General features: G+C 66.5%; 20 protein-coding genes and 3 pseudogenes. 9 read left to right on the top strand and 14 right to left on the bottom strand.

Annotation, left to right across the window (positions count from 1 at the left end; genetic code table 11):
• Positions 1-119: 119 nt before the first annotated feature.
• Positions 120-1,115: a catabolite repressor/activator gene (gene cra, locus K5H97_RS04755; RefSeq protein ID WP_028689822.1), complete on the top strand. Its 996-nt coding sequence runs from the start codon at positions 120-122 to the stop codon at positions 1,113-1,115.
• A gap of 2 nt (positions 1,116-1,117) precedes the next feature.
• Positions 1,118-1,921, top strand: coding sequence for a TatD family hydrolase (locus K5H97_RS04750; RefSeq protein WP_028689823.1), 804 nt, complete (start codon positions 1,118-1,120; stop codon positions 1,919-1,921).
• Here the strand turns inward: K5H97_RS04750 and K5H97_RS29975 are convergent, their stop codons facing one another.
• The 5 genes and pseudogenes from K5H97_RS29975 to K5H97_RS04730 all read right to left on the bottom strand — a co-directional run bounded on the left by K5H97_RS29975 (position 1,922) and on the right by K5H97_RS04730 (position 7,699).
• On the bottom strand, positions 1,922-2,626 hold the full coding sequence (locus tag K5H97_RS29975; RefSeq protein WP_371877791.1) for a methyl-accepting chemotaxis protein: 705 nt from the start codon (positions 2,624-2,626) through the stop codon (positions 1,922-1,924).
• Between the two features lie 153 nt (positions 2,627-2,779).
• Positions 2,780-2,956: pseudogene (locus tag K5H97_RS29970) on the bottom strand (HAMP domain-containing protein); the annotation flags it as partial.
• A 1,110-nt stretch (positions 2,957-4,066) separates the two neighbouring features.
• Positions 4,067-4,897: a regulatory signaling modulator protein AmpE gene (gene ampE / locus K5H97_RS04740; RefSeq protein ID WP_028689825.1), complete on the bottom strand. Its 831-nt coding sequence runs from the start codon at positions 4,895-4,897 to the stop codon at positions 4,067-4,069.
• The gene (gene ampD / locus K5H97_RS04735) at positions 4,894-5,460 is read right to left on the bottom strand and encodes a 1,6-anhydro-N-acetylmuramyl-L-alanine amidase AmpD (protein WP_028689826.1); all 567 of its coding nucleotides are present in this window, start codon (positions 5,458-5,460) and stop codon (positions 4,894-4,896) included. Before ampD ends, ampE begins: the two co-directional genes overlap by 4 nt.
• 94 nt (positions 5,461-5,554) lie before the next feature.
• Positions 5,555-7,699 (bottom strand): DUF1631 domain-containing protein, encoded by a 2,145-nt coding sequence (locus K5H97_RS04730; RefSeq protein ID WP_028689827.1) that lies wholly within the window; start codon positions 7,697-7,699, stop codon positions 5,555-5,557.
• A gap of 243 nt (positions 7,700-7,942) precedes the next feature.
• On the opposite strand from K5H97_RS04730, the gene nadC reads away from it, so the two are divergent.
• Positions 7,943-8,791 (top strand): carboxylating nicotinate-nucleotide diphosphorylase, encoded by an 849-nt coding sequence (gene nadC / locus K5H97_RS04725; protein ID WP_028689828.1) that lies wholly within the window; start codon positions 7,943-7,945, stop codon positions 8,789-8,791.
• Between the two features lie 74 nt (positions 8,792-8,865).
• Here nadC and trxB read toward each other — a convergent pair whose 3' ends face one another.
• Positions 8,866-9,828: a thioredoxin-disulfide reductase gene (trxB, locus tag K5H97_RS04720; RefSeq protein WP_028689829.1), complete on the bottom strand. Its 963-nt coding sequence runs from the start codon at positions 9,826-9,828 to the stop codon at positions 8,866-8,868.
• Positions 9,829-10,139: 311 nt separating this feature from the next.
• Between trxB and cysZ the strand changes: the two genes are divergently transcribed.
• Entirely contained in the window at positions 10,140-10,868 is a 729-nt protein-coding gene (gene cysZ, locus K5H97_RS04715; RefSeq protein WP_028689830.1) for a sulfate transporter CysZ, read from the top strand.
• A 78-nt stretch (positions 10,869-10,946) separates the two neighbouring features.
• On the opposite strand, the pseudogene K5H97_RS29965 reads toward cysZ, so the two are convergent.
• Positions 10,947-11,363: pseudogene (locus K5H97_RS29965) on the bottom strand (methyl-accepting chemotaxis protein); the annotation flags it as partial.
• Positions 11,364-11,540: 177 nt separating this feature from the next.
• A pseudogene (locus tag K5H97_RS29960) lies at positions 11,541-12,173 on the bottom strand (PAS domain-containing protein); the annotation flags it as partial.
• A 269-nt stretch (positions 12,174-12,442) separates the two neighbouring features.
• Here K5H97_RS29960 and K5H97_RS04705 point away from each other — a divergent pair.
• Positions 12,443-13,654 (top strand): glycosyltransferase family 4 protein, encoded by a 1,212-nt coding sequence (locus K5H97_RS04705; protein WP_028689832.1) that lies wholly within the window; start codon positions 12,443-12,445, stop codon positions 13,652-13,654.
• Here the strand turns inward: K5H97_RS04705 and K5H97_RS04700 are convergent.
• Positions 13,623-14,726, bottom strand: a complete 1,104-nt coding sequence (locus K5H97_RS04700) for an NADH:flavin oxidoreductase (protein WP_028689833.1) — start codon at positions 14,724-14,726, stop codon at positions 13,623-13,625. The genes K5H97_RS04705 and K5H97_RS04700 overlap by 32 nt on opposite strands.
• A 252-nt stretch (positions 14,727-14,978) precedes the next feature.
• Here K5H97_RS04700 and K5H97_RS04695 point away from each other — a divergent pair, with 252 nt between their 5' ends.
• Together K5H97_RS04695 and K5H97_RS04690 are read left to right on the top strand one after the other, a co-directional pair.
• Positions 14,979-15,326 (top strand): HPF/RaiA family ribosome-associated protein, encoded by a 348-nt coding sequence (locus tag K5H97_RS04695; RefSeq protein ID WP_023630676.1) that lies wholly within the window; start codon positions 14,979-14,981, stop codon positions 15,324-15,326.
• Between the two features lie 129 nt (positions 15,327-15,455).
• Positions 15,456-15,755: a DUF3509 domain-containing protein gene (locus K5H97_RS04690; protein WP_051555641.1), complete on the top strand. Its 300-nt coding sequence runs from the start codon at positions 15,456-15,458 to the stop codon at positions 15,753-15,755.
• Between the two features lie 3 nt (positions 15,756-15,758).
• Here the strand turns inward: K5H97_RS04690 and K5H97_RS04685 are convergent, their stop codons facing one another.
• On the bottom strand, positions 15,759-16,229 hold the full coding sequence (locus tag K5H97_RS04685) for a phosphate-starvation-inducible protein PsiE (RefSeq protein WP_028689834.1): 471 nt from the start codon (positions 16,227-16,229) through the stop codon (positions 15,759-15,761).
• Positions 16,230-16,451: 222 nt separating this feature from the next.
• Between K5H97_RS04685 and K5H97_RS04680 the strand changes: the two genes are divergently transcribed.
• A complete protein-coding gene (locus K5H97_RS04680; RefSeq protein ID WP_028689835.1) occupies positions 16,452-16,715 on the top strand; it encodes a YebG family protein in 264 nt (87 codons plus the stop codon).
• 33 nt (positions 16,716-16,748) lie between these two features.
• Here the strand turns inward: K5H97_RS04680 and K5H97_RS04675 are convergent, their stop codons facing one another.
• Positions 16,749-17,768 (bottom strand): Leu/Phe/Val dehydrogenase, encoded by a 1,020-nt coding sequence (locus K5H97_RS04675; protein WP_028689836.1) that lies wholly within the window; start codon positions 17,766-17,768, stop codon positions 16,749-16,751.
• Between the two features lie 123 nt (positions 17,769-17,891).
• On the opposite strand from K5H97_RS04675, the gene K5H97_RS04670 reads away from it, so the two are divergent.
• Positions 17,892-18,698: a SirB1 family protein gene (locus K5H97_RS04670; RefSeq protein ID WP_028689837.1), complete on the top strand. Its 807-nt coding sequence runs from the start codon at positions 17,892-17,894 to the stop codon at positions 18,696-18,698.
• Here the strand turns inward: K5H97_RS04670 and K5H97_RS04665 are convergent.
• The 3 genes from K5H97_RS04665 to fahA are packed head-to-tail and all read right to left on the bottom strand — an operon-like array spanning position 18,687 to position 22,022.
• Positions 18,687-20,036 carry an MFS transporter gene (locus K5H97_RS04665; RefSeq protein WP_036985932.1) on the bottom strand — a complete coding sequence of 450 codons (1,350 nt, stop codon included), beginning with the start codon at positions 20,034-20,036 and terminating at the stop codon, positions 18,687-18,689. The genes K5H97_RS04670 and K5H97_RS04665 overlap by 12 nt on opposite strands.
• A 51-nt stretch (positions 20,037-20,087) precedes the next feature.
• Positions 20,088-20,717, bottom strand: a complete 630-nt coding sequence (maiA, locus tag K5H97_RS04660; RefSeq protein ID WP_028689838.1) for a maleylacetoacetate isomerase — start codon at positions 20,715-20,717, stop codon at positions 20,088-20,090.
• Positions 20,718-20,729: 12 nt separating this feature from the next.
• Positions 20,730-22,022, bottom strand: a complete 1,293-nt coding sequence (gene fahA / locus K5H97_RS04655) for a fumarylacetoacetase (RefSeq protein ID WP_028689839.1) — start codon at positions 22,020-22,022, stop codon at positions 20,730-20,732.

Raw genomic sequence — 22,022 nt, 5'->3', positions numbered from 1 at the left:
GAAAAAGCCCCATCCTGTCGGACAATTGCGACAATAGTCGTCTGCGCGCGGGCCCGCGGATGGGTGAAACTAGCCGGTCAAGCCCCGTGGCCAGTCCCGGAAACAACAAGGAAAATTCGGTGAAACTCAGCGATATCGCCCGTCTGGCCGGTGTGTCCGTGACCACCGCCAGCTACGTCATCAATGGCAAGGCCGAACAGCAGCGCATCAGCAACAGCACCGTCGAGCGCGTGCGTGCGGTGGTCGAGGCCCACGGCTTTACGCCCAACCCCCAGGCCGCCGGCCTGCGCAGCCGCCACACGCGCACCCTGGGCTTCATTCTCCCGGATCTGGAGAACCCCAGCTACGCCCGCATCGCCAAGCAACTGGAGCAAGGCGCCCGCGCCCGTGGCTACCAGCTGCTGATCGCCAGCAGCGACGACCAGCCCGACAGCGAACGCCAGTTGCAGCAGCTGTTCCGCGCCCGCCGCTGCGATGCGCTGTTCGTCGCCAGCTGCCTGCCGCCGGAGGACGACAGCTACCGCGAGCTGCAGGCCAAGGGCCTGCCGGTGATCGCCATTGACCGACGCCTGGACCCGGCGCATTTCTGCTCGGTGATCAGCGACGACCGCGACGCCAGCCGCCAGCTGGCCCAGAGCCTTTTGAAAACCCGCCCGCGCAGCATCGCCCTGATCGGCGCCCGCCCCGAGCTGTCGGTGAGCCAGGCCCGCGCCGGTGGCTTCGACGAGGCCCTGCAAGGCTTCGACGGCGACGTGCGGCGCTACCAGGGCGAGGCCTTCAGCCGTGAATGCGGCCAGCGCCTGATGCAGCAACTGATCGACGAACTGGGCGGTCTGCCGGATGCCTTGGTGACCACCTCCTACGTGCTGCTGCAGGGCGTGTTCGACACCCTCCAGGCGCGCCCTGAGGATTCCCGTGAGCTGCAACTGGGCACCTTCGGCGACAACCAGTTGCTCGACTTCCTGCCGCTGCCGGTCAACGCCATGGCCCAGCAGCACGGCCTGATCGCCGCCACCGCGCTGGAACTGGCCCTGGCCGCCATCGAGGACAAGCGCTACGAGCCCGGTGTGCACGCCATCGGCCGCACCTTCAAGCAACGGATCGCCAAGGCCTGAACATGCGCCTGATCGACACCCACACTCACCTCGACTTCCCCGATTTCGACGCCGACCGCCCGCGCCTGCTGGCCAACGCGGCGGCGCGCGGGGTGGAGCGCATGGTGGTGCTGGGGGTGTTCCAGGACAACTTCCAGCGGGTCTGGGACCTGGCCTGCGCCAACGAAAGCGTGTACGCGGCGCTGGGGCTGCACCCGATCTACCTCGAGCAGCACCGCCCCGAACACCTGGCGCAGCTGCGCGACTGGCTCGAGCGCTTGCGCGGCGATTCACGGCTGTGCGCGGTGGGTGAGTTCGGCCTGGACTTCTACCTGCCCCAGCTGGACCCGACGCGCCAGCAGGCGCTGTTCGAAGCCCAACTGCAACTGGCCTGCGAATTCGAGCTGCCGTCGCTGCTGCATGTGCGCCGCAGCCACGCCCAGGTGATCGCCACGCTCAAACGCTACAAGCCGGCGCGGGCGGGGATCATCCATGCCTTTGCCGGCAGCTACGAAGAGGCGCGGGAATACATCAAGCTCGGCTTCAAGCTGGGACTCGGCGGCGCCGGCACCTGGCCCCAGGCATTGCGCCTGCGCAAGACCCTGCCACGGCTACCGCTGGACAGCGTGGTGCTGGAGACCGACGCGCCGGACATGGCGCCGGTGATGTTCCCAGGGCGGCGCAACAGCCCGGAGCACCTGCCCGAGATAACCGAGGCGTTGGCCGACGTCATGGGGATCGAGCCAGGGCTGCTGGCCGAAGCCAGTAGTCGCAATGCCTGCGAGGTGTTTGGCTGGAAGCCCGACACGGATTCGCGCCGGCCATGATCACACTCTGAACGCCCCGATCAACCGCTTGAGCTCCACCACCTGCGCCGACAACGCCCGGCTGGCGTCCTCGGTCTGACAGGCGCCCTCGGTGGTGTCCTGTGCCGCGCGGTTGATCGCCACGATGTTCTGGTCGATGTCGTGGGCCACGGCGGTCTGCTGCTCGACGGCGGCGGCGATCTGCTGGTTTTGCTCGACGATACCGCCCACCGCGCCGAGGATATTGCCCAGGGCCTGTTGCACCTGGCGTGCCTCGTCCACGGTGCCGGCGGCCATCTGGTGGCTGCTGCCCATCACCCGCACCGCCGCGCCCACGCCATCCTGCAGGCGCTGGATCATCTGCGCGATCTCTTCGGTGGAGTCCTGTGTACGCCTGGCCAGGGTCCGCACTTCGTCGGCGACCACCGCGAAGCCCCTGCCCTGCTCGCCGGCCCGGGCTGCCTCGATGGCGGCGTTGAGGGCCAGCAGGTTGGTCTGCTCGGCGATGCTGCGGATCACTTCCAGCACCCGACCGATGGCCTGGCTGTCGCCCGCCAGCTGGTTCACCGCCGCCACGCTCTGGTCGATCTCGCCGGCCAGGCGGGCAATGCTACCCTGCTGGCTTGCCACCAGGTCGCGGCCCGAAGCGCTCTCGTGGTTGACCCGCTGCGCGCCTTCGGCGGCCAGGGCGGCGCTGCGGGCGACCTCCTGCGCGGTGGCGCTCATCTGGTTCATGGCCGTGGCCACCTGCTCGATCTGCTCGCGCTGGCCGCTGACCGCCTGGTTGCTGCGGCTCGACACCGACAGCACCTGCCCGGCCTGTTCCTCGACCGTGGTCACGGTCTTGCCGACCTGCTCGATCAGCCCGCGAATGCGCCGTACCGTCTCGTTGAAGCCACGCCCCAGCTCGCCCAGTTCGTCCTGGCTGTTGGCCTTGAAGCTGATGGTCATGTCGCCGGCGGCGACCTTGTCCATGGCGTTGCCCAGGTTGCCCAGGGTTTCCCGGGTGGAGACGTAGAAGCCGCCGTAGAGGTAGAGGATTAGCGCGAACACCATGGCCAGAGCCGCGACCAACGCGGTCGTACGCAGGTGGTGCTCGCCCAGGCGCTCTTCCAGCTGGCCATGCAGGTGGGCGAGGACAGCGTCGTTGAAGCGGTAGGTCTGCGCCATCAGGTCGCTGGTCTGCTGGTAGAAGCCGCTCCAGGGCGCATCCAGGGTCTCGGCCACGACCACCTGGTCCTCGAACAGGGTCGCGGCCTGCTTGACCGTGGCCTGGCTGGCCTGGGCATCGCTGGCCAGCGCGGCCTTGAGCCCGGCATCGCTGGCCAGGACGTCGTCGAGACGGATGGCATAGTCGGCGGACAGCCGCTCCAGGCGCTGCAGCAGGTCTTCGAAGCGCGCGCTGCCCGAGGAATCCATGAAGCCGCGACCGAGGGCCACCGCGCCCATCGCCCGGCCTTCGCCCAGGGCCTGGGTGACCTGCGCCGTGGCGTTGCCGATCAGTTCGCTCAGTTGGCGCACCGAAGCCTGGCTGTCCTGGTTCAAGCCCGACTGGCTGGCGACCAGCTTGCCCAGCACCTGAGCCTGGGCCAGCAGCTTGTCGAACAGTGCCGCCTTGTTCTGCAGCGAGCTTTCGTCACGGGCGCGGGCAAAGGCCTCGGCCAGCTCGGCACGCTTGGCTTCGAGCGCCGGATCGCTGCCCTTGAGACCCTCGAGGCGGGCCTGGACCTTGTCCTGCAGGGCACCGATACGGCTTTCCACATCGCCGGCCTGGCCCGATTGGCCCAGCACGGCGTTGATCTGCAGCAGATTGCCCAGCGACTCCAGGTCGCCACGCAAGGCCAGGCTCTCGGACAGCGGCGCCAGCCCCTGGAGTTCACCACGGGTGGCCTGTAGCTGGTTGTAGGCATCGCGGACCAGGTAAAAGCTGGTAACCAGCATGGGCAGGAAGAACAGGACGCTGATCAGGCTGAACTTCATGCCGAAGCTCAGCCGGTTCATCAGTGCGATGGCCGGATAGAGCAGACGCTTCACAGGTCACCTCCTTGAATTCTTGTTGTTCTGCGGGGTAGCACAAAGCCATCTAGGGCCAGTGGCTTTGTATAGCGCAGATTGGAATCAAGGTTTGTAACTTATGGTTAAGCAACCAACGCGTTGATAAGCGGCTCAGACCAGCACGGTCCACAGGGCGAAGCAGGCATACCACAACACGGCGCAGCGCAGCAGCAGCTCCCACAGGCTGTCCAGGCGTTCCAGGCCACGCTGGCGGTCTTCTTCCTCGGGAATGTCGTCGGCCACCCGACCGACCTTGGCCACCAGGTGCCCGGCGCTGACGTGCCAGTCGAGCAGCTCGTGCAACATCACCCGGGTCACCGCGACGAAATTGCCGACCAGGGCGAAACTCACCGTCATCACCCGCACCGGCAGCCAGTCCATGGCATGGCGCAATTGCCCGGCCAGGGTCTGCAGCGCCGGCTGGCGGCTATGGTCCATGGTCAGCGCCAGCAGGCGGTAGGCCAACGCCGCGCCCGGGCCCAGCAGGAAGTACCAGAAGATCACCGCGAAGAAGCTCTGGTAGGCCTGCCACAGCAAGTGGCCTTGGACCTGCTTGATCAGGCGTTGGGGATCGTCGGCGGCCAGCCCCAGGTCGCGTTCGGCCACGTGCAGCGCGGCCTGGTCGTCACCGCGGCGCCAGGCGTCGCGAAACGGCCCGAGCGCCGCCTTCACATCGCCGCGACCCAGGCTGTAGACCAGCACCAGCAGGTGCACCGGCAACGCCAGCAGGCCGTAGGCCACCGGTTCCAGCACATGCAGCAGCAGCACGAGCAGCGCCACCGGCGCCAGGACCAGGATGCCCAGTGTCCACCAGGGATGGACCTTGCCGCTGCGCTCCAGGCGCACCAGTTCGCCCAGGTAGAAGCCGTCGCGTTGCAACCGCTGGCGCAGGGCCGAGAACTTCTCGACCCACAGCGCCAGCACCAACACCAGAAAACTCATGCCTTGTCCTCGTTGCATTGCAGCGCGGCCCGGTAGCGCGGCCAGTCGAAGGCCGGCCCCGGATCGGTCTTGCGCTGCGGGGCGATATCGCTGTGGCCACAGATGCGCTGGGCGTCGATCACCGGCCAGGCCGCACGGATCTCGCGGGTCAGCCGCTCCAGGGTGGCGTACTGGGCATCGGTATAGGGCAGTTCATCGGTGCCCTCCAGCTCGATGCCGATGGAAAAATCGTTGCAGCCCTCGCGCTCGCCGAAACGCGACACGCCGGCATGCCAAGCACGGTCGAGCAACGAGACGAACTGGGTCACCGCGCCATCGCGCTCGACGAACAGGTGCGCCGAGACAGTCAGGTGGTTGATGGTGGCGAAATAAGGATGCTCGTTCGGGTCAAGGCAGTTCTGGAAGAACTGCTGGACTTTGCCGGTACCGAAGCAGGCGGGTGGCAGGCTGATGTTGTGGATGACCAGCAGCGCGATGGCCTCACCCTCGGGGCGGGCGTTGAAGTTCGGCGAGGGGCAGTGGCTGACGCCGGTGAACCAGCCGGTCGCACGGTCCAATTGCATGGTGCAGATCCTGAAATGACGCCCGAGACAGGTACCCAGTATGCCGTGACCAACCGGCGCTTGCATGTAAATGATTGTGTAGGGAAAGTCAGCGTTACTGCGCCTGCTGCCCGCGCAACTGCTCCAGCACCGCCTCCAGCGCCCGCTCGAACAGCAGGCCGCCGTCCAGCAAGCGCACCTCGCCACGACGCAAGGCCAGGGCCAGGCCCATGTGATTCCATTCACGCACTTTCATGCCGGTGCGGTTGGTGAAGACCAGGCGATCATTGCTGTCGATGCGCGCCACCAGCTTACAACGCAGCGGCTCGTCGTCGTCCATCACTTCGACCCAGGTACCGACCTGCAAGCGTTGCACCTGGCGCAATGCCGGCTCTTGATCGTCGAAAGGCAGGCCAGGGGCAAGGGTGGACTCGTCGCTGACCGCCAGCACGATATCGTCCTCAATCCACACCTCGTCTAGCGCGGCATCCGGCTCCTGCGTGCCACCGCAGGCACGCAGGTGCAGTTTCTCCAGTTGCAGGAAGAAATCACGGGTGGCGGCGGAGTCCAGCGCTATCCCCGCCAGGCCGTCGCGCAGGGCCTTGAGCAGGCCCGGCACCTGCTCCAGCAGGCGCTGCGGTTCACGGTACGGGGCAATACTGACCAGCAGGTCGTCCACCGTCGCCAAGGCGTCGGCCCAGGCCGCCGAGCCCTCGCCCTGCTTCAGCCAGGCCAGCAGCAGCACCTGGCTCCAGGACTGCACCAGCATCTGCACCACCACCTGCGGCAGCACCCGGCCGTGCAGGCGGTCGTTCAACTCCCGCTGCACCCGCTGGCGGGCCTGCAGGGTGCGGGCACGGCCCTCCTCGGCGTCACGGGTGCGCTGCTCGAGCAGTTCGTTGCGTCGGCGCTCGTCCTGGCTGAAGGCCAGAAACTCATCGAGCAGCTCGTTGAACACCGCGCAGTCGTCGGAGAAATCATTGAGCAGGCGCTGGACAATACGCTCGACCCGCAGGTGCAGGCTGTCGCGCAGTCCCTCGGCATCGCTTTCCCAGCCGATGGCCACGGCGGCGATCTCGTTGAGCAGGCGGCGCGCCGGGTGGCCGGCACGGCTGAACATGCCCTTGTCGATCAGCGCGACCTTGAGCACCGGGATATGCAGGCGGGCGATCAGCGCCCGGAGGCTGGCCGGCAGGTTGTCGTCGCCCTGGATGTAGGCGAACAGCAGGTCGACCAGGTTGATCGTGTCCTCGTCGTCGGTGGCTATGCGTCGCCGCGTGCCGCTGCGCACGCTGACCCGCAGCAGCAGCTGCTCGAGTTGCTGACCGAGGTTGAAGTCATCCGGCTCGCCGGGGGCCGGCACATAGTGCTGCAGGTGGGTGAGCAGGCGCAGCAGGTCGCCGGTACTGGTCGGCTGCGCGGATCCGGCCGCCTGCAGCCGCGGCGCGACACGCCCACGCACCGGCGCCAGCAACGCCTGCACCGAGGCGAAGAACGCCTGGCCGGCCGAGTCGGACAAGCCGCCCTGCGCCGGGCTGGTCGGGACGCGCCGGGCGATGCTGCGGCGGTCCTCGGCGCGGCGCCGCGGGGCGGGCATCAGCTCCGGCAGCACGCCGGCGCTGGCGAGCAACTGGCTCGCCTCGCCGTAGAGCAGGTCGAGGTCGCGCAGCACGTAGCGCTCGAACAGTTTGAGCAGCACCATCTTGACGCTGGCACCGACTCCCAGGTTGCGCCCGGCATCCAGGAAGTAGCCACACAGGTTGCCGGGCCCCAGGGGATTGCTTGCGCTGGCCACCGGCAGCTCCAGCAGCGTGGTGAAGCGCAGATTCAGTTGCTCAAGCAGAAAGCCGTCGCGGGAGAGCACCCGGTCGACCATGGCCTGCACGGCCACCGAGCGCTCCAGTGACGGCTTGTCCTGCGTCTGCGCCCTGACCAGGGACTCGAGCCCGTCGCCCTGGCCGATACGGGCGAAGGCCTCGTAGAACGTGTCGAGGAAGCCCCGCTCGATGCTCTTGCGCTTGAGGCGCAAGTCGCGCATGGCTTCGAAATACAGGTTCTGGTCGAGGCGGCCGCTGGCCTTGTCGGCCATTTCAAACAGGGTGTCATCGGCATTGTCGAACAACGCCTGCAATCCCTGGCGCAATTGCAGGGCGGCCTTGTCGCGCACCTGCAGGAGCAGCACGGGAAGGCATGGCGAGGGCGCGCGCGCACCCCGGTCGATGGCGGCCGCCAGGGGCACCACCTTGCCTTCATCATGCATCCCGAACTCCTTGCTGGATGTTGCGTTGTTCGACTGAAAGGGGATCGTCAAAGCTATGACGCCAAATACTGGTCGCCATTATCGGTGAAAACACAGACAGCTGCCAGCACCCCATTCGTGCGCCTCAACTGACAGTGCGTTCGCAGGAATGCTCAAACCGCCTGACCAAAGGTCATCTGCCCGGCAGCTGTACACGCCGCCCCCCTGCCCTATAATCGCGGCACCTAGCTTGTGGAGCCGACCATGCCGAACCTACGCCTCGCCGACCTGACCGCCGAAATCGAAGCCAACGTGCGCCGCGCGCTGCTCGAGGACATCGGCAGCGGCGACATCACCGCCCAGCTGATCCCGGCCGAGCGCCTGGCCAAGGCGACCATCATCACCCGCGAGGACTGCGTGATCGCCGGCACCGCCTGGGTCGATACGGTGTTCCGCCAGCTCGACCCACGGGTGGCGGTGCACTGGCAGGTGGCCGACGGCGAGCGGGCCACGGCCAACCAGGTGCTGTTCCACCTCGAAGGCCCGGCGCGCTCGCTGCTCAGCGGCGAGCGCACGGCGCTGAACTTCCTGCAGATGCTTTCGGGCGTGGCCACCCGCGCGCGCTTCCTGGCCGACCTGGTGGAAGGCACCCAGGTGCGCCTGCTCGACACCCGCAAGACCCTGCCCGGCCTGCGCCTGGCGCAGAAGTACGCGGTCACCTGCGGCGGCTGCCACAACCACCGCATCGGCCTGTACGACGCCTTCCTGATCAAGGAAAACCATATCGCCGCCAGCGGTGGCGTGGCCGAGGCCGTGGCGGCGGCGCATCGCATCGCCCCAGGCAAACCGGTGGAAATCGAGGTGGAAAGCCTGGACGAACTGCGTCAGGCGCTGGCGGCGGGGGCCGATATCGTCATGCTCGACGAACTGACCCTGGATGAGATGCGCGAAGCGGTAAGCATCACCGCCGGCAAGGCCAAGCTGGAGGCCAGCGGCGGCGTCAACGAGACCACCCTGCGGGTGATTGCCGAGACGGGGGTGGACTACATCTCGATCGGCGCGATGACCAAGGACGTGAAGGCGGTGGACCTGTCGATGCGCTTGAGCCTCTGAGGTTTTCGCAAGGCATGAAAAAACCGGCCAGATGGCCGGTTTTTTTATCGCGGGGCTGGCCCGCAAAGGCTGGATCAGTGCGCGGCGTTGGCCAGGCCGTCCAGGTAACGCTCGACGTCCAGGGCCGCCATGCAGCCGGCACCGGCCGAGGTGATGGCCTGGCGGTAGACGTGGTCGGCCACGTCGCCAGCGGCGAACACGCCCTCGACATTGGTGGCGGTGGCGTTGCCTTCACGGCCACCGTGGACCACCAGGTAGCCGTCCTTCAGGGTCAGCTGGCCTTCGAACAGCGAGGTGTTCGGGGTGTGGCCGATGGCGATGAACACGCCGTCGACCTTGATTTCGTCGAAGCTGCCGTCGTTGTTCTTCAGGCGCGCACCGGTCACGCCCATGTTGTCACCCAGCACTTCATCCAGGGTGGCATTGAGCTTGAGCTCGATCTTGCCTTCGGCGACACGGGCGTGCAGCTTGTCGATCAGGATCTTCTCGGCGCGGAAGGTGTCGCGGCGGTGCACCAGGGTCACCTTGCTGGCGATGTTGGCCAGGTACAGAGCTTCTTCCACGGCGGTGTTGCCGCCACCGACCACGGCGACCGGCTTGTTGCGGTAGAAGAAACCGTCGCAGGTGGCGCAGGCCGACACACCCTTGCCCATGAAGGTTTCTTCCGACGGCAGGCCCAGGTAGCGGGCGCTGGCGCCGGTGGCGACGATCAGCGCGTCGCAGGTGTAGGTGCCGCTGTCACCGCGCAGGGTAAACGGCTTGTTGGCCAGGTCGACGGCGTTGATGTGATCGAAGACGATCTCGGTCTCGAAGCGCTCGGCGTGCTCCTGCATGCGTTGCATCAGGGCCGGGCCGGTCAGGCCGTGGGGGTCGCCCGGCCAGTTGTCGACTTCGGTGGTGGTAGTCAGCTGGCCGCCGGCCTGCATGCCGGTGATCAGCAGCGGCTTGAGGTTGGCACGGGCGGCGTACACCGCGGCGCTGTAACCGGCAGGGCCGGAACCGAGAATGATGACGCGCGAATGACGTACTTCAGACATGTCGAACTCCTGTCGAGCGGGCCGCACGGGGCATCTAGGTGCCGGTTGCGCCAGCTGGAATTAAAAGGGACCCACGCAGCACTTGGGGAAGGCTACAACGCGTTGGTCCAAAACCGAAAAAGTTGAGCGCACTGTAGCGAGGCCGCAGAGATTAAGGAAATATCCTTCGACAATCCACCTTATAGACAGTCTCTATCCGGCAGCCATTGTCCCAGTGCTTTGTTACACACCGTTTCCCAGAGGCGCGGTGCCTTTCGTCCGCGCGCCAAACTCGGTAAGGTCAGCGCGTTTTCCTAAAGCGGAGCATTCCGATGCAAGCCCCCGTCCTGTCCGGCCCCCAGTACCTGCGCGAAGGCCTGAAACTGGTCCTGAGCCCGAGCCTGCGCCTGTTCGTGCTGCTGCCCCTGGCGGTCAACCTGCTGCTGTTCGGCGGCCTGATCTATTTCGCCGGCCATCAGTTCAGCCTGTGGGTCGATGCGCTGATGCCCACCCTGCCCGACTGGCTGGGCTTTCTCACCTACATCCTGTGGCCGCTGTTCGTTGCCCTGGTGCTGTTGATGGTGTTCTTCACCTTCACCCTGCTGGCCAACGTCATCGCCGCGCCGTTCAACGGCTTCCTGGCGGAAAAGGTCGAGGTGGTGGTGCGCGGCCAGGACAACTTCCCGCCCTTCAGCTGGGCCGAGCTGGTGGCCATGGTGCCACGCACCCTCAGCCGTGAGATGCGCAAGCTGGGCTACTTCCTGCCTCGGGCCATCGGCCTGTTCATCCTCTCGTTCATCCCGGTGGTGAACGTGATCGCCGCGCCACTGTGGCTGGTGTTCGGGATCTGGATGATGGCGATCCAGTACATCGACTACCCGGCGGACAACAACAAGATGAGCTGGCAGGACATGCTCGCCTGGCTGCGGCAGAAGCGCTGGCAATCGATGGGGTTTGGCGGGATCACTTATCTTGCGCTGATGATTCCGGGGGTCAACGTGCTGATGATGCCGGCGGCGGTGGCCGGAGCGACGCTGTTCTGGGTGCGTGAGCGTACCTGAATGAAGCCATCGCGGGGCAAGCCCGCTCCCACGCGCAATGCGTGGGAGCGGGCTTGCCCCGCGATGGCTTAAGTCCGGTCAGTGGCTCAACTGGCTGGAAAACTGCCCCACCGCATCCACCACCTTCTTCGCCCCTTCCTGGATCTCGACGATCACCCCGCCGGTATCGGCGGCCAGGGCCAGGCCCTGCTCGGCCTGGCGCTTGCTGGTGTCGATGATGTCCACCGCGGCCTGGGCCAGCTGTTCGTTCTGCTGCACCACCTTGGCGATCTCCTCGGTGGCGCTGCTGGTGCGCGAGGCCAACTGACGCACTTCATCGGCGACCACGGCGAAGCCGCGCCCCTGCTCGCCGGCGCGGGCGGCTTCGATGGCGGCGTTGAGCGCCAGCAGGTTGGTCTGCCCGGCGATGTCGCTGATGGTCTTGATGATCGCGCCGATCACCTTTGACTGCTTGTCCAACGCCTGGATGCCATCGGCGGCGTTTTGCATCGAACCTTCCAGGCCGCGCATCACCTCGACGGTCTGGGTCACCACGTCGGTGGCCTTGCGCGCGCTGTCGTCGGTCTCCAGCGAGGTGGTGTAGGCAATGTCGGCGGCCTGGGCCACGGCCAGTTCCTGGTTGACCTGGTCGGTGATCACGGTGGCGAACTTGACCACTTTGTAGAGCACGTCGTGGGCGTCGATGATCGGGTTGTACGTAGCCTCCAACCAGACCACCCGGCCATGGGAATCAATACGCTTGAAGCGCTCGGCGACGAACTCGCCGCGGCGCAGGCGGTTCCAGAACTCCTGGTAGCCAGGCGAGTTGGCTTCTTCCGGCTCGCAGAACATACGGTGCGGCTTGCCGCGCACCTGCTCCAGGCTGTAGCCCATGGTCTGCAGGAAGCGGTCGTTGGCAGTCAGTACCTGGCCTTCGAGGTTGAACTCGATTACCGCGGTGGAGCGCATCAGCGCCTTGATCAGGCTCTCGTGCTCGCGGGAGGTCTCGATGGTGCGGGTCAGGTCGCTGGAGTGCAGGGAGAAGTACTTGATGCGCCCTTCGCTGTTCTTGACCGGCTGCAGGATCGAACGCAGCCACGCCTCGTCACCGTTGCCGCGCAGCAGACGGAAGGCACCGTTGAGGTGCTCGCCACGGGTGATGGCCTGCTTCATGCGCTGGTAGAAATCGAGCTTCTTCACATGCGCGGGCACGATCTCCTCGATGTTGCGCCCGATCAGTTGCTCGGCGCGATAGCCCATCTCGGCCTCAAAGTTGCCGTTGACCGACTCGATGCGCCCCTGGGGATCGAGCTGGAGCACCAGCATTTCGCTGTCGAGGCTGTTCTTGACCTGCTCGATGGACATCAGCTCTTCGCGCAGTTGCTGGATTTCTTTCTTCAATTTGCTGTTGAACATGGCCGCTCTCCCGGAGCGAATTCATAGAGTCGAATGCCTCTGCATCGGCTGCGTGGCGAGGGTTCTTGAGTGCCTTGCAAGGAAATATTCAAACGGATGCAAGTGCCGGAAATCAGGCGTCATGCACCCGTCACAAAGGCGTCACATGCCCGAAACGGGGGCGGCCCAGACTTTTTCCCATGAGCACACCGTCCCTGCGTATTACCCTGGTCAGCGAAACCTTCCCACCCGAGATCAATGGCGTGGCCAACACCCTTGGACGCCTCAGCGAAGGGCTGCGCCGGCGCGGCCACCTGGTGGAACTGATCCGCCCGCGCCAGGCCACCGACAACGGGGCCGGCAACGACGAGACCCTGCTGTTGTGCCGAGGTTGGCCATTGCCGGGCTACCCAGGCCTGCAATGGGGCGAGGTGTCGATGCACAAGCTGTGGCGTCGCTGGCGCAGGCAGCGCCCGGATGTGCTGTACATCGCCACCGAAGGCCCGCTGGGCCTGAGCGCCCTGCGCGCCGCCCGACGCCTGGGCGTGGCGGTGGTCAGCGGCTTTCACACCAACTTCCCGCAATATTCGGGGCAGTATGGCCTGGGCCTGCTGTCGCGGATGCTCACCCACTACCTGCGCTGGTTCCATCGGCGCACCGCCATCACCCTGGTGCCCAGCGTCAGCCAGCGCCTGGAGCTGGAGCGCCGCGGCTTCGAACGGCTCGGCCTGATGGCCCGCGGGGTCGATGCCAGCCTGTTCACCCCGGCACGCCGCAGCCAGGCCCTGCGCGAGCAGTGGGGGCTGGGTGTGGACGATATTGCCGTGCTACACGTCGGGCGCCTGGCCGCGGAGAAGAACCTGGCCCTGCTGCGTCCTTGCATGGAGGCCCTGGGCAAGGTCTATCCGCAGCGGCGCCTGCGCCTGGTGATCGTCGGTGATGGCCCGCTGCGTGGACAACTCGAACAGCAACTGCCCGATGCCGTGTTCTGTGGCGCGCAGCGCGGCGAGGTACTGGCCGAGCACTACGCCAGCGGCGACCTTTTCCTGTTCCCAAGCCTGACCGAAACCTTCGGCAACGTCGTGCTCGAAGCGCTCGCCTCGGGACTGGCCGTGGTCGCCTACGACGAAGCCGCCGCCGCCCAGCATATCCGCCACGGCCACAGTGGCGCCTTGGCCATGCCGGGGGACCAGGCAGCGTTCATCGACGCCGCCTGCTGGTTGCTGGAGGAAGGCGAAACCCTGCGCCGGGTGCGCTTGAACGCCCGCCAGCACGCCAGCCGCCAGGGCTGGCCGGCGATCGTCGAGCAGTTCGAGGGCTACCTGTACGGCGCCTGCCGCCAGCCGCAGGCCGCCCGCGAACAGACCCCGCCACTGGTGATCAAGCCAGGGTCGTCAGCGCCTCACGGCTGAACGGCAGCACATCGTCTTCACGCCCTTCCCGCACTTTGCGCGCCCATTCGGCATCCACCAGCAAAGCGCGTCCCACGGCCACCAGGTCGAACTCCTGGTTGTGCAAGCGGCGCAGCAACCCTTCGAGGCTGGCGGGCTTGGCCACCTTGTCGGTGGCGACCATGAACTGCAGGAACTCGCCATCCAGGCCGACACTGCCCACGGTGATGGTCGGCTTGCCGGTGAGCTGGCGGGTCCAGCCGGCGAGGTTCAGTTCGCTGCCCTCGAACTCCGGCTCCCAGAAGCGCCGGGTGGAGCAGTGGAAGATATCCACGCCCGCCTCGGACAGGGGCTTGAGGAACGCCGCCAGGGCCTCGGGGGTATCCACCAGGCGCGCGCTGTAGTCCTGCTGCTTCCATTGCGAGAAACGCAGGATGATCGGGAAGTCCGGGCCGACGGCCGCGCGCACGGCCTGGATCAGTTCGATGGCGAAGCGCGAGCGCCCGGCCAGGTCACCGCCATATTCGTCATCGCGACGGTTGCTGGCTTCCCAGAAGAACTGGTCGATCAGGTAGCCGTGGGCGCCGTGGATCTCCACGCCGTCCATGCCGATGGCCTGGGCATCGCGCGCCGCCTGGGCGAAGGCGGCGATCACCTCGCGGATATCCTCCCGGCTCATGCCGTGGACCTGCACCTGGCCGTCCTTTTCCTTGCCGCTCGGGCCATAGCCCGGGACCGCGGCGTCCGGCTCGGTGCCCAGGCGCCGCACACTGCCCACATGCCACAACTGCGGCACGATGCGCCCGCCCTCGGCGTGCACGGCCTCGACCACGCGTTTCCAGCCGGCCAGGGCATCCTCACCGTGAAAACGGGGTACGTTGGGGTAGCCGTTGGCGGCCTTGTGCGCGACCGTGGTGCCCTCGGTGATGATCAGGCCGACACCGGCGGCGGCGCGGCGGCGGTAGTACTCGATCACGCCGTCGTGGGGCACGCCGCCGGGGCAGAAGGTACGGGTCATCGGCGCCATGACCACGCGGGTCGGCAGGTCGAGGGAGCCGAGGGTGAAGGGCTGGAACAGAGGGTTGCTGGACATGCGGCGCTCCCGAGGGATGAAATGGATGCGCCCGAGCTTAGGGGCCGCCAAGTGCGTGTCACAGCATCATTGATTGCAGTGATCGGCAGGTATCGCTGTGGGCGGACCGATTTGCAACAGGAAATTTATTTTGCAAAAGGGCTTGAATTCGTCCGTCGGTTGCCTGACTTTAGAGTCAAGAGGCGCAGAAAACCCAACGCCCTCAGTGGCCTAGGCACGCCTCTCGCGAGCAAGCTGAATAAGGATTGAATCATGCAAATCCAGGTCAACAGCAGCAACCACATCGAAGGCAACATCCGTCTCGACCAATGGGTCCGCAGTACCCTGCAAAGCAGCCTCGAACGTTACGAGGACGACCTCACCCGCATTGAAGTCCATCTGCGTGACGAAAACGGCGCCAAGCCCGGTCCCCACGACAAACGCTGCCAGATGGAGGCTCGCCCGAAAGGCCACCAGCCGATCTCCGTGACCCACACCGCCACTTCGCTGGAACATGCCGTCGATGGCGCCGCCAGCAAGCTGAACCACGCGCTGGAACACTTCTACGGCAAACTGCGCAGCAAGCGCGGCGCCCTGGAACTGAGCGATCCAGACGCATGACCGACAAGGGTTCAGACAAGCACGCCCGGCCTTGCGCCGGGCGTTTTCATTGTTGCCCGATCAGCGGGCCTGAACCAACCCCGGCCGCCTCCGGTCAACCCCTGCAGTCATTCACTGCAGACCCCGACCATGAACAACCCTTTCGATCAGATCAGCGCCGCCTTCGCCCCCGAGTACCGGGTCAACCTGAGCATCGAGCGCCTGGACGGCAGCATCATGCTGACCCTGTCCGACGACAGCGGCGTGGTCGCCAGGCGCCTGATCAGCCAGGCCCAGCGCAACGACCCAGTGCGCCTGCAGCGGGTCATCGACAGCATCCGCCTGGGCCTGGCCATCGAGCTGGGGCAGAACCCATTGGAGGTGCTGGCGGCCCTGACCCGCACCTGGCACGGCGAGCAGCGCTTTCCTGCCGCCGGCAGTGCCAACTAAGCGCTACTTGCCCTCGTCCACTTCCTTGCCGCTGGCATCCAGCGCCTTGGTCGACGGGTAACGGTACGAGGCGTAGCGCACCACCAGGATGGCGAATGCCAGCAGCAGGATGCCCCCGCACACGTACAGCAGCCCGACATCCGGCGCCTTGTGGTGCGAGACATCGCCGATCAGCAGGCGGGTCAATGCAGTGATCGCCACATAGAGCAGGAAGCGGATCGGCATGTGGTTGGTCTTGAAGTAGATCCCCACCATCGCCCCCAGCTCCAGATAGATGAACAGCAGCAGGATGTCATCGACGCTGACCCCGCCCTTGCCCAGCATGTCCATGAAGGTCGCCACCGCCGCATAGGCGGTGATCGCGCCGATGCCGAACAGCGCCAGGTAGTGGAAGGCTTCCACGCACAGGTTGCCCAGCGAGTCGGCGGAGCCGTGCAGGCCTTTGCGCAGTCTTTCTGCCCATTTGATGTTCACGATGTTCGATTCCTAGATACGGCTGAAGGTCTTGTGCCATGCAGTTAAAGGGCCACTGCCCCTGTCTTGGAAGGCGTCCGATTGCCGCAGGGCACCTGTGGGCTACGCTGATTTTCAGTTTGCCGGGCCATCATTGCGGTTGCAGGATGATGGTCGAGCGATGTACTGTATAAAAATACAGTTACCCGCAACCCAACCAGCAAAAAGGCACAGAGGTGATGAATGGCCGTCGAAGTGGTGTACCGCAGCAGCCGCGACCCGGAGCGCTTGTTCATGGATAAGGCCGAAGCAGACCGTCACGACAAGATGCTCGAACTGGCCGAGCGCCTGGCCGAGGTGCTGCAAAAGGCCGTGCCGTCGCTGAGCGAACAGCAGGTCGAGGAAGCCGGTATCTACATGGCCAAGAACCGCGATGTGTTCGCCCGGGCGTTCAAGAGCCAGCCGGATGCGCTGGCAGAGCTGCTCGAAGGTGGCGCGGCCGAATGACCGCATCGCGGGGCAAGCCCCGCGCCCAGGCCCTCAGCCATACAGCAAGCGCTCCGCCAACATTTGCGCCACCCGCGCCGGCGACCGTTTCTCTGCCTGGGCATGGGCGAACACCTCGGTCAGCCGCGTGGGAATTCGCGCCAGGTGCGCGGTGATGCTACCCACAGTTTCCCCCCGATGGGTCAACGCCACATAGATCAACCCGCCCGCATTGATCACGTAGTCCGGCGCGTACAGGATCCCCCGACTCTCCAACTGGTCGGCCACCTGCAACGTGGTCAGCTGGTTGTTCGCCGACCCCGCCACCGCCGCACAGCGCAGTTGCATCACGCTCTGCCCGTTGAGCACCGGCCCCACGCCACAGGGGGCGAAGATGTCGCACGGGGTGCTGATCAAGGCCTCATGGGCCACCGGATGGGCACTGAACTGCTCCACCGCCAGGCGCACTTTGCCCGGGTCCAGGTCGCTGACCAGCAACTCGGCGCCCGCCGCATGCAGTTGCTCGGCCAGGGCGTAGCCCACATTGCCCAGGCCCTGTACCGCCACCCGCAGCCCCTCCAGGTTGTCGCTGCCCAGCCGGGCCATGGAGGTGGCGCGAATGCCGGCGAACACACCCATGGCCGCATGGGGCGACGGATCGCCCGAGGCCGTGGTGCTGGTCACGTAGGGAGTGGACTGGGCAATACAGTCCATGTCGAGGGTCGAGGTGCCGCTGTCCACCGCCGTGATGAATCGCCCCTGTAGGCTGTCGACGAAGCGGCCGAAGGCCTCGAACAGCGCCGCGCGGTTTTCCACGTGCGGATTACGCACGATCACCGCCTTGCCACCGCCCATCGGCAGCCCGGCCAGGGCCGCCTTGTAGCTCATGCCCTGGGCCAGGCGGATGGCGTCGGCCATGGCGCTCTCGTCGTCGGCATAGGGCAGGTAGCGGCAGCCGCCCATGGCCGGCCCCAGTTGTTCGCTGTGAATCACCACCACGGCCTTCAGGCCCGTGGGCGGGTCGATGAACAGGTGCAGTGACTGGGCGCGGGTGCTTTGCATGAGCTCGAACATAGACGGGCTCCCCAAAGAGGTGCTCCTACCAGTATAAACAGGTCGAGGCCGGACACCGCACGGACGGACCACTGGACGAAAAGCCGCGCCAGGGCTACAAGTTAAGCGTGATGGAGAGGTCCCATGAACCCACGCCAAGCCTGCCTGGCCTGCCTGGAACGCGAGCCGGTCGCCCTGCTGGAAGCTGCGCTGTGGATTGCCGCCGAGCATGACGCCAGTGTCGAGCCCGCAGCCGGCCTGGCCCGACTGCACGAACTGCAACGCGACGTCAGCACCAGCCTGCCGATGCTGCCGCTCAACGAGCTGGCCCAGCCCTTGCTACGCCAGCTCAACGCCCTGGGCTTCCAGCAGGACGAATACCACCCGTTGCGACCGCAGGCGGCCCTGATGGACAAGGTGCTGCAGCGCCGCCGCGGCCAGCCGTTGCTGTTGGCCATCCTCGCCCTGGAACTGGCCCGCCGCCTGTCGATCCCGCTGGAGGGCGTCAACTTCCCCGGCCATTTCCTGCTGCGCGTACCCGGCGCCGATCACCTGCTCGACCCCTGTGGTGGCCGGCGCCTCTACCCCAAAGACTGCCGCGAACTGCTCGCCCGCCAGTACGGCCCGCAGTTGCCGCTGACCGCCGAGCACCTGCGCGGCGCTTCGCCGAGGCAGATGCTCCAGCGACTGTCGCGTAACCTGCGCCAGCTGCATACCAGCAACGACAACAACCTGGCCGCCCTGATCGATGCCGAACGGGTCATGCAACTGGGCCCGGTGCAGGTCAGCGATTACCTGGCCCGCGCCACGCTGTACCAGCACCTGGACTGCCCCCAGGCCGAACGCTTCGACCTGGAGCACGCCCTGTTGCTCACTGACGACCCGCTGCAACGCCTGAAACTCAGCGAGCGCCTCGGCCAGCTGCCCAGCGCCAAGCGCTCAATCCATTAAGGCCTCGCCCGCGACCTTCGGCTCACGCGGCCGCGGCGCCCGCACCCGGCTGATCAACAACGCTCCCAGCACGGCCGGGACGGCACAGAAGAAGAAGATCTGCTCCACTGGCATGTGCAACGTCAGCAGCAGGCTGCCCAGCAGCGGCCCGAGGATCGAGCCGAAGCGCCCGACGCCCAGGGCCCAGCCGGTGCCGGTGGCGCGCACCTGGGCCGGGTAGAAGTTGCTGACGAAGGCATTGAGCGTCAGCTGGCCACCGATGATGCAGAAGCCGGCGGCGAACACACTGGGCACCAGCCAGCGCGGGTCATCATGGTTCAGGCCGACCAGCACGCTGAACAGCGCTGCCCCCAGCAGCACGGCGGCCAGCAGATAGGCCTTGTTGGCCATGCGGTCGGCGCACCAGGCCAGGCATACGGCACCGAAGGTGCCGGCGAACAGGAACAGCGAGGTGACCAGGTTGGCCTGGTTCAGCGCCAGCCCGCTTTCCTGCAGCAGCGACGGCAGCCAGCTGATCATGAAGTACAGCAGGATCAGGCTGACGAAGAAGGTGCTCCACAGTAGCAGGGTCGGGCGGGCAAAACCGTCGCGGAACAGCGCCACCATGGTGAGCTTGCTGTCCGCCGGCTCGTCGCTGGCGATCCGCGCCACTGGTATCTGCCAACCGGGCAACAACCGGGCAGTCACCCGCTGCAACCGCGCATAGGGTGGGGCGTCGCGCAGCAGGCGCGGCAGCGACTCGGGCAGGAACAGCATCAGAAACGGGAATAGCAGCAAGGGCGCCACGCCGCCGGCGAGAAACACCGCCTGCCAACCGTGATGATCGATGAAGCCCGCGGCGACGAAGCCGCCCGCCGCGCCGCCCAGGGAGAATCCGCAAGCCGCCAGGGTGACCATCAGGGTACGCAGCCGAGGCGGCGCATAGTCGGCCATCAGCGCCATGGCGCTGGGCATGGCGCCGCCCATGCCGATGCCGCAGAGAAAGCGCGCCAGCATCAGGCTGTCGAGGGAAGAGGCGAACACCATCAGCACCGTCAGGCTGGCGTACAGCAGCACGCAGCACAGCAGCACCCGGCGCACGCCGAAGCGGTCGGCCAGCGGCGTCACCGCCAGCGAGCCGACCGTCAGGCCCAGCAGGTTGGCGCTGAACACCGGCCCGAAGGCGGCCTTCTCCAGCCCCCAGTCCTGGGCCAGCGCGGGGATCACATAGCCCAGCACCTGGGCGTCATAACCATCGGTGACCAACAGCAGGATCAACAGCAGCAGCAGGCGCCACTGGTAGGGTGACACCGGGCGCGCGTCGAGCGCCGCGCGAAAGCTGGCTATCTGGTTGTGCATCGCAAGGTCCCTGTCTTTTGTTGTTATGAGTGCAGGTGCGGGCGGTGGCGATCAGTCGGGGGTGTCGGGCTGCCTCGCCGGGTGGGCCTGGTGGAAGGCCGGGTGCTGCTCGGCCAGGGCGGCCACCCGGCGAATGCGCGGGTAACCACCAAGGTCGATGTTGAAGCGCTCGGCCGCGTACAGCTGCGGGATCAGGTAGACGTCGGCCACGCCCGGCGTCGCCCCGAAGCAGAAGCCGTCATCGCCGATCAGTTGCTCCACCGCCGCCAGCCCCTGGCTGATCCAGTGGCCGATCCACTGGTTGACCTGGGCCTCGTCGTGCCCCAACTGACGCAGCTGGTTGAGCACGCTGACGTTGTGCAACGGATGGACATCGCAGCCGATGATCGCCGCCACGCCGCGCACCCTGGCCCGGGCTTCGGGCGCACGGGGCAACAGTGGCGTTTCGGGGAAGGCTTCCTCCAGGTACTCGATGATCGCCGGCGACTGCACCAGCAGCTCGCCGCTCTCCAGGCGCAGGGCCGGCACCCGGCCCTGGGGGTTGAGCGCCAGGTAGTCCGCGCCGCGCTGTTCGCCCTTGAGCAGGTTCACCGGCAGGGCCTGGTAGTCCAGGCCCTTGAGCGCCAGGGCGATGCGCACCCGATACGACGAGGTGGAGCGGTAGTAGGTGAACAGTTCCATCGCCCTGCCCCCTCAGTTGGCCGCGACGATGGTGCCGCGGCACTCGCCGAAGCCGATGCTGGCCACGCCCTCGCGCACGCAACGGGCGCGCAGGATGATCTCGTCGCCGTCCTCGAGGAACTTGCGCACCTCGCCGCTGGCCAGTTCCACCGGGTGCTTGCCGCCCTCGGTGATCTCCAGCAGGCTGCCAAACGAACCCGGCGCGGCGCCCGACAGGGTGCCGGAGCCGAACAGGTCGCCCGGTTGCAGCTGGCAGCCGTTGACGCTGTGGTGGGCAACCATCTGCGCCACGGTCCAGTACATGCTGCGGGTGCTGCTCAGGGTCAGGCGATGCGCCGGCAGGTTCTGCTCGCGCATGCGCTCGGTCAGCAGCAGCACTTCCAGCTCGATGTCGAAGGCGCCGGCAGCCTGGTCGCGCTTGTCCAGCAGGTACGACAGCGGCTGCGGGTCACCCTCCGGACGGGCCGGCTGGGCGCAGCGGAATGGCTCCAGTGCCTCGGCGGTTACCACCCACGGCGACACCGTGGTGATGAAGCTCTTGGACAGGAACGGGCCCAGCGGCTGGTATTCCCAGGCCTGGATGTCCCGCGCCGACCAGTCGTTGAGCAGGCAGAAGCCGGCCACGTGCTCGGCGGCATCGCCCACCGGGATCGGCTGGCCCATGTCGTTGCCCTGGCCGATCCAGATACCCAGCTCCAGCTCGTAGTCCAGGCGCGCGCAAGGGCCGAAACTCGGCTCGGTCTGGCCCGCCGGCAGGGTCTGGCCCTTGGGGCGGCGCACATCGGCACCGGAGGCACGGATGGTCGAGGCGCGGCCGTGGTAGCCGATCGGCACATGCTTGTAGTTGGGCAGCAGCGGGTTGTCCGGGCGGAACAGCTTGCCGACGTTCTTGGCATGCTCGATGCCGACGTAGAAGTCGGTGTAGTCACCGATCTTCGCCGGCAGGTGCAGTTGGCATTCGCTGGCCGGGTACAGCGCTGCCTTCAGCGCAGCCTGGTGCTCGCTGCCCTCGTCCAGCAGTGCCAGCAGGCGCTCGCGCAGGGCCACGCGGGCCGTACGGCCCAGGGCGAAGAAGGCGTTCAGTGCGCCGCCGACGGTGGCCTCGACGGCGGCCTTGGCCGCGCCGTCGAACAGGCCAGCGGCCAGCACGGCCTCGAGGTCGAGGATCGCGTCGCCGATGGCCACGCCGCAACGTGGCGCCTGCCCTGGGCGGCTGAAGATGCCCAGGGGCAGGTTCTGCAGCGGGAAGTCGCGGTGCCCGTTGGCGTGCTCGACCCAGCTGCGGGCAATGGCGGTGTGGTTCAT

The organism is Pseudomonas mosselii, assembly GCF_019823065.1.
Lineage (GTDB): Bacteria > Pseudomonadota > Gammaproteobacteria > Pseudomonadales > Pseudomonadaceae > Aquipseudomonas > Aquipseudomonas mosselii.
Note: the sequence above shows the minus strand (reverse complement) of the source record. Positions and strands in the feature narration are given on the sequence as shown.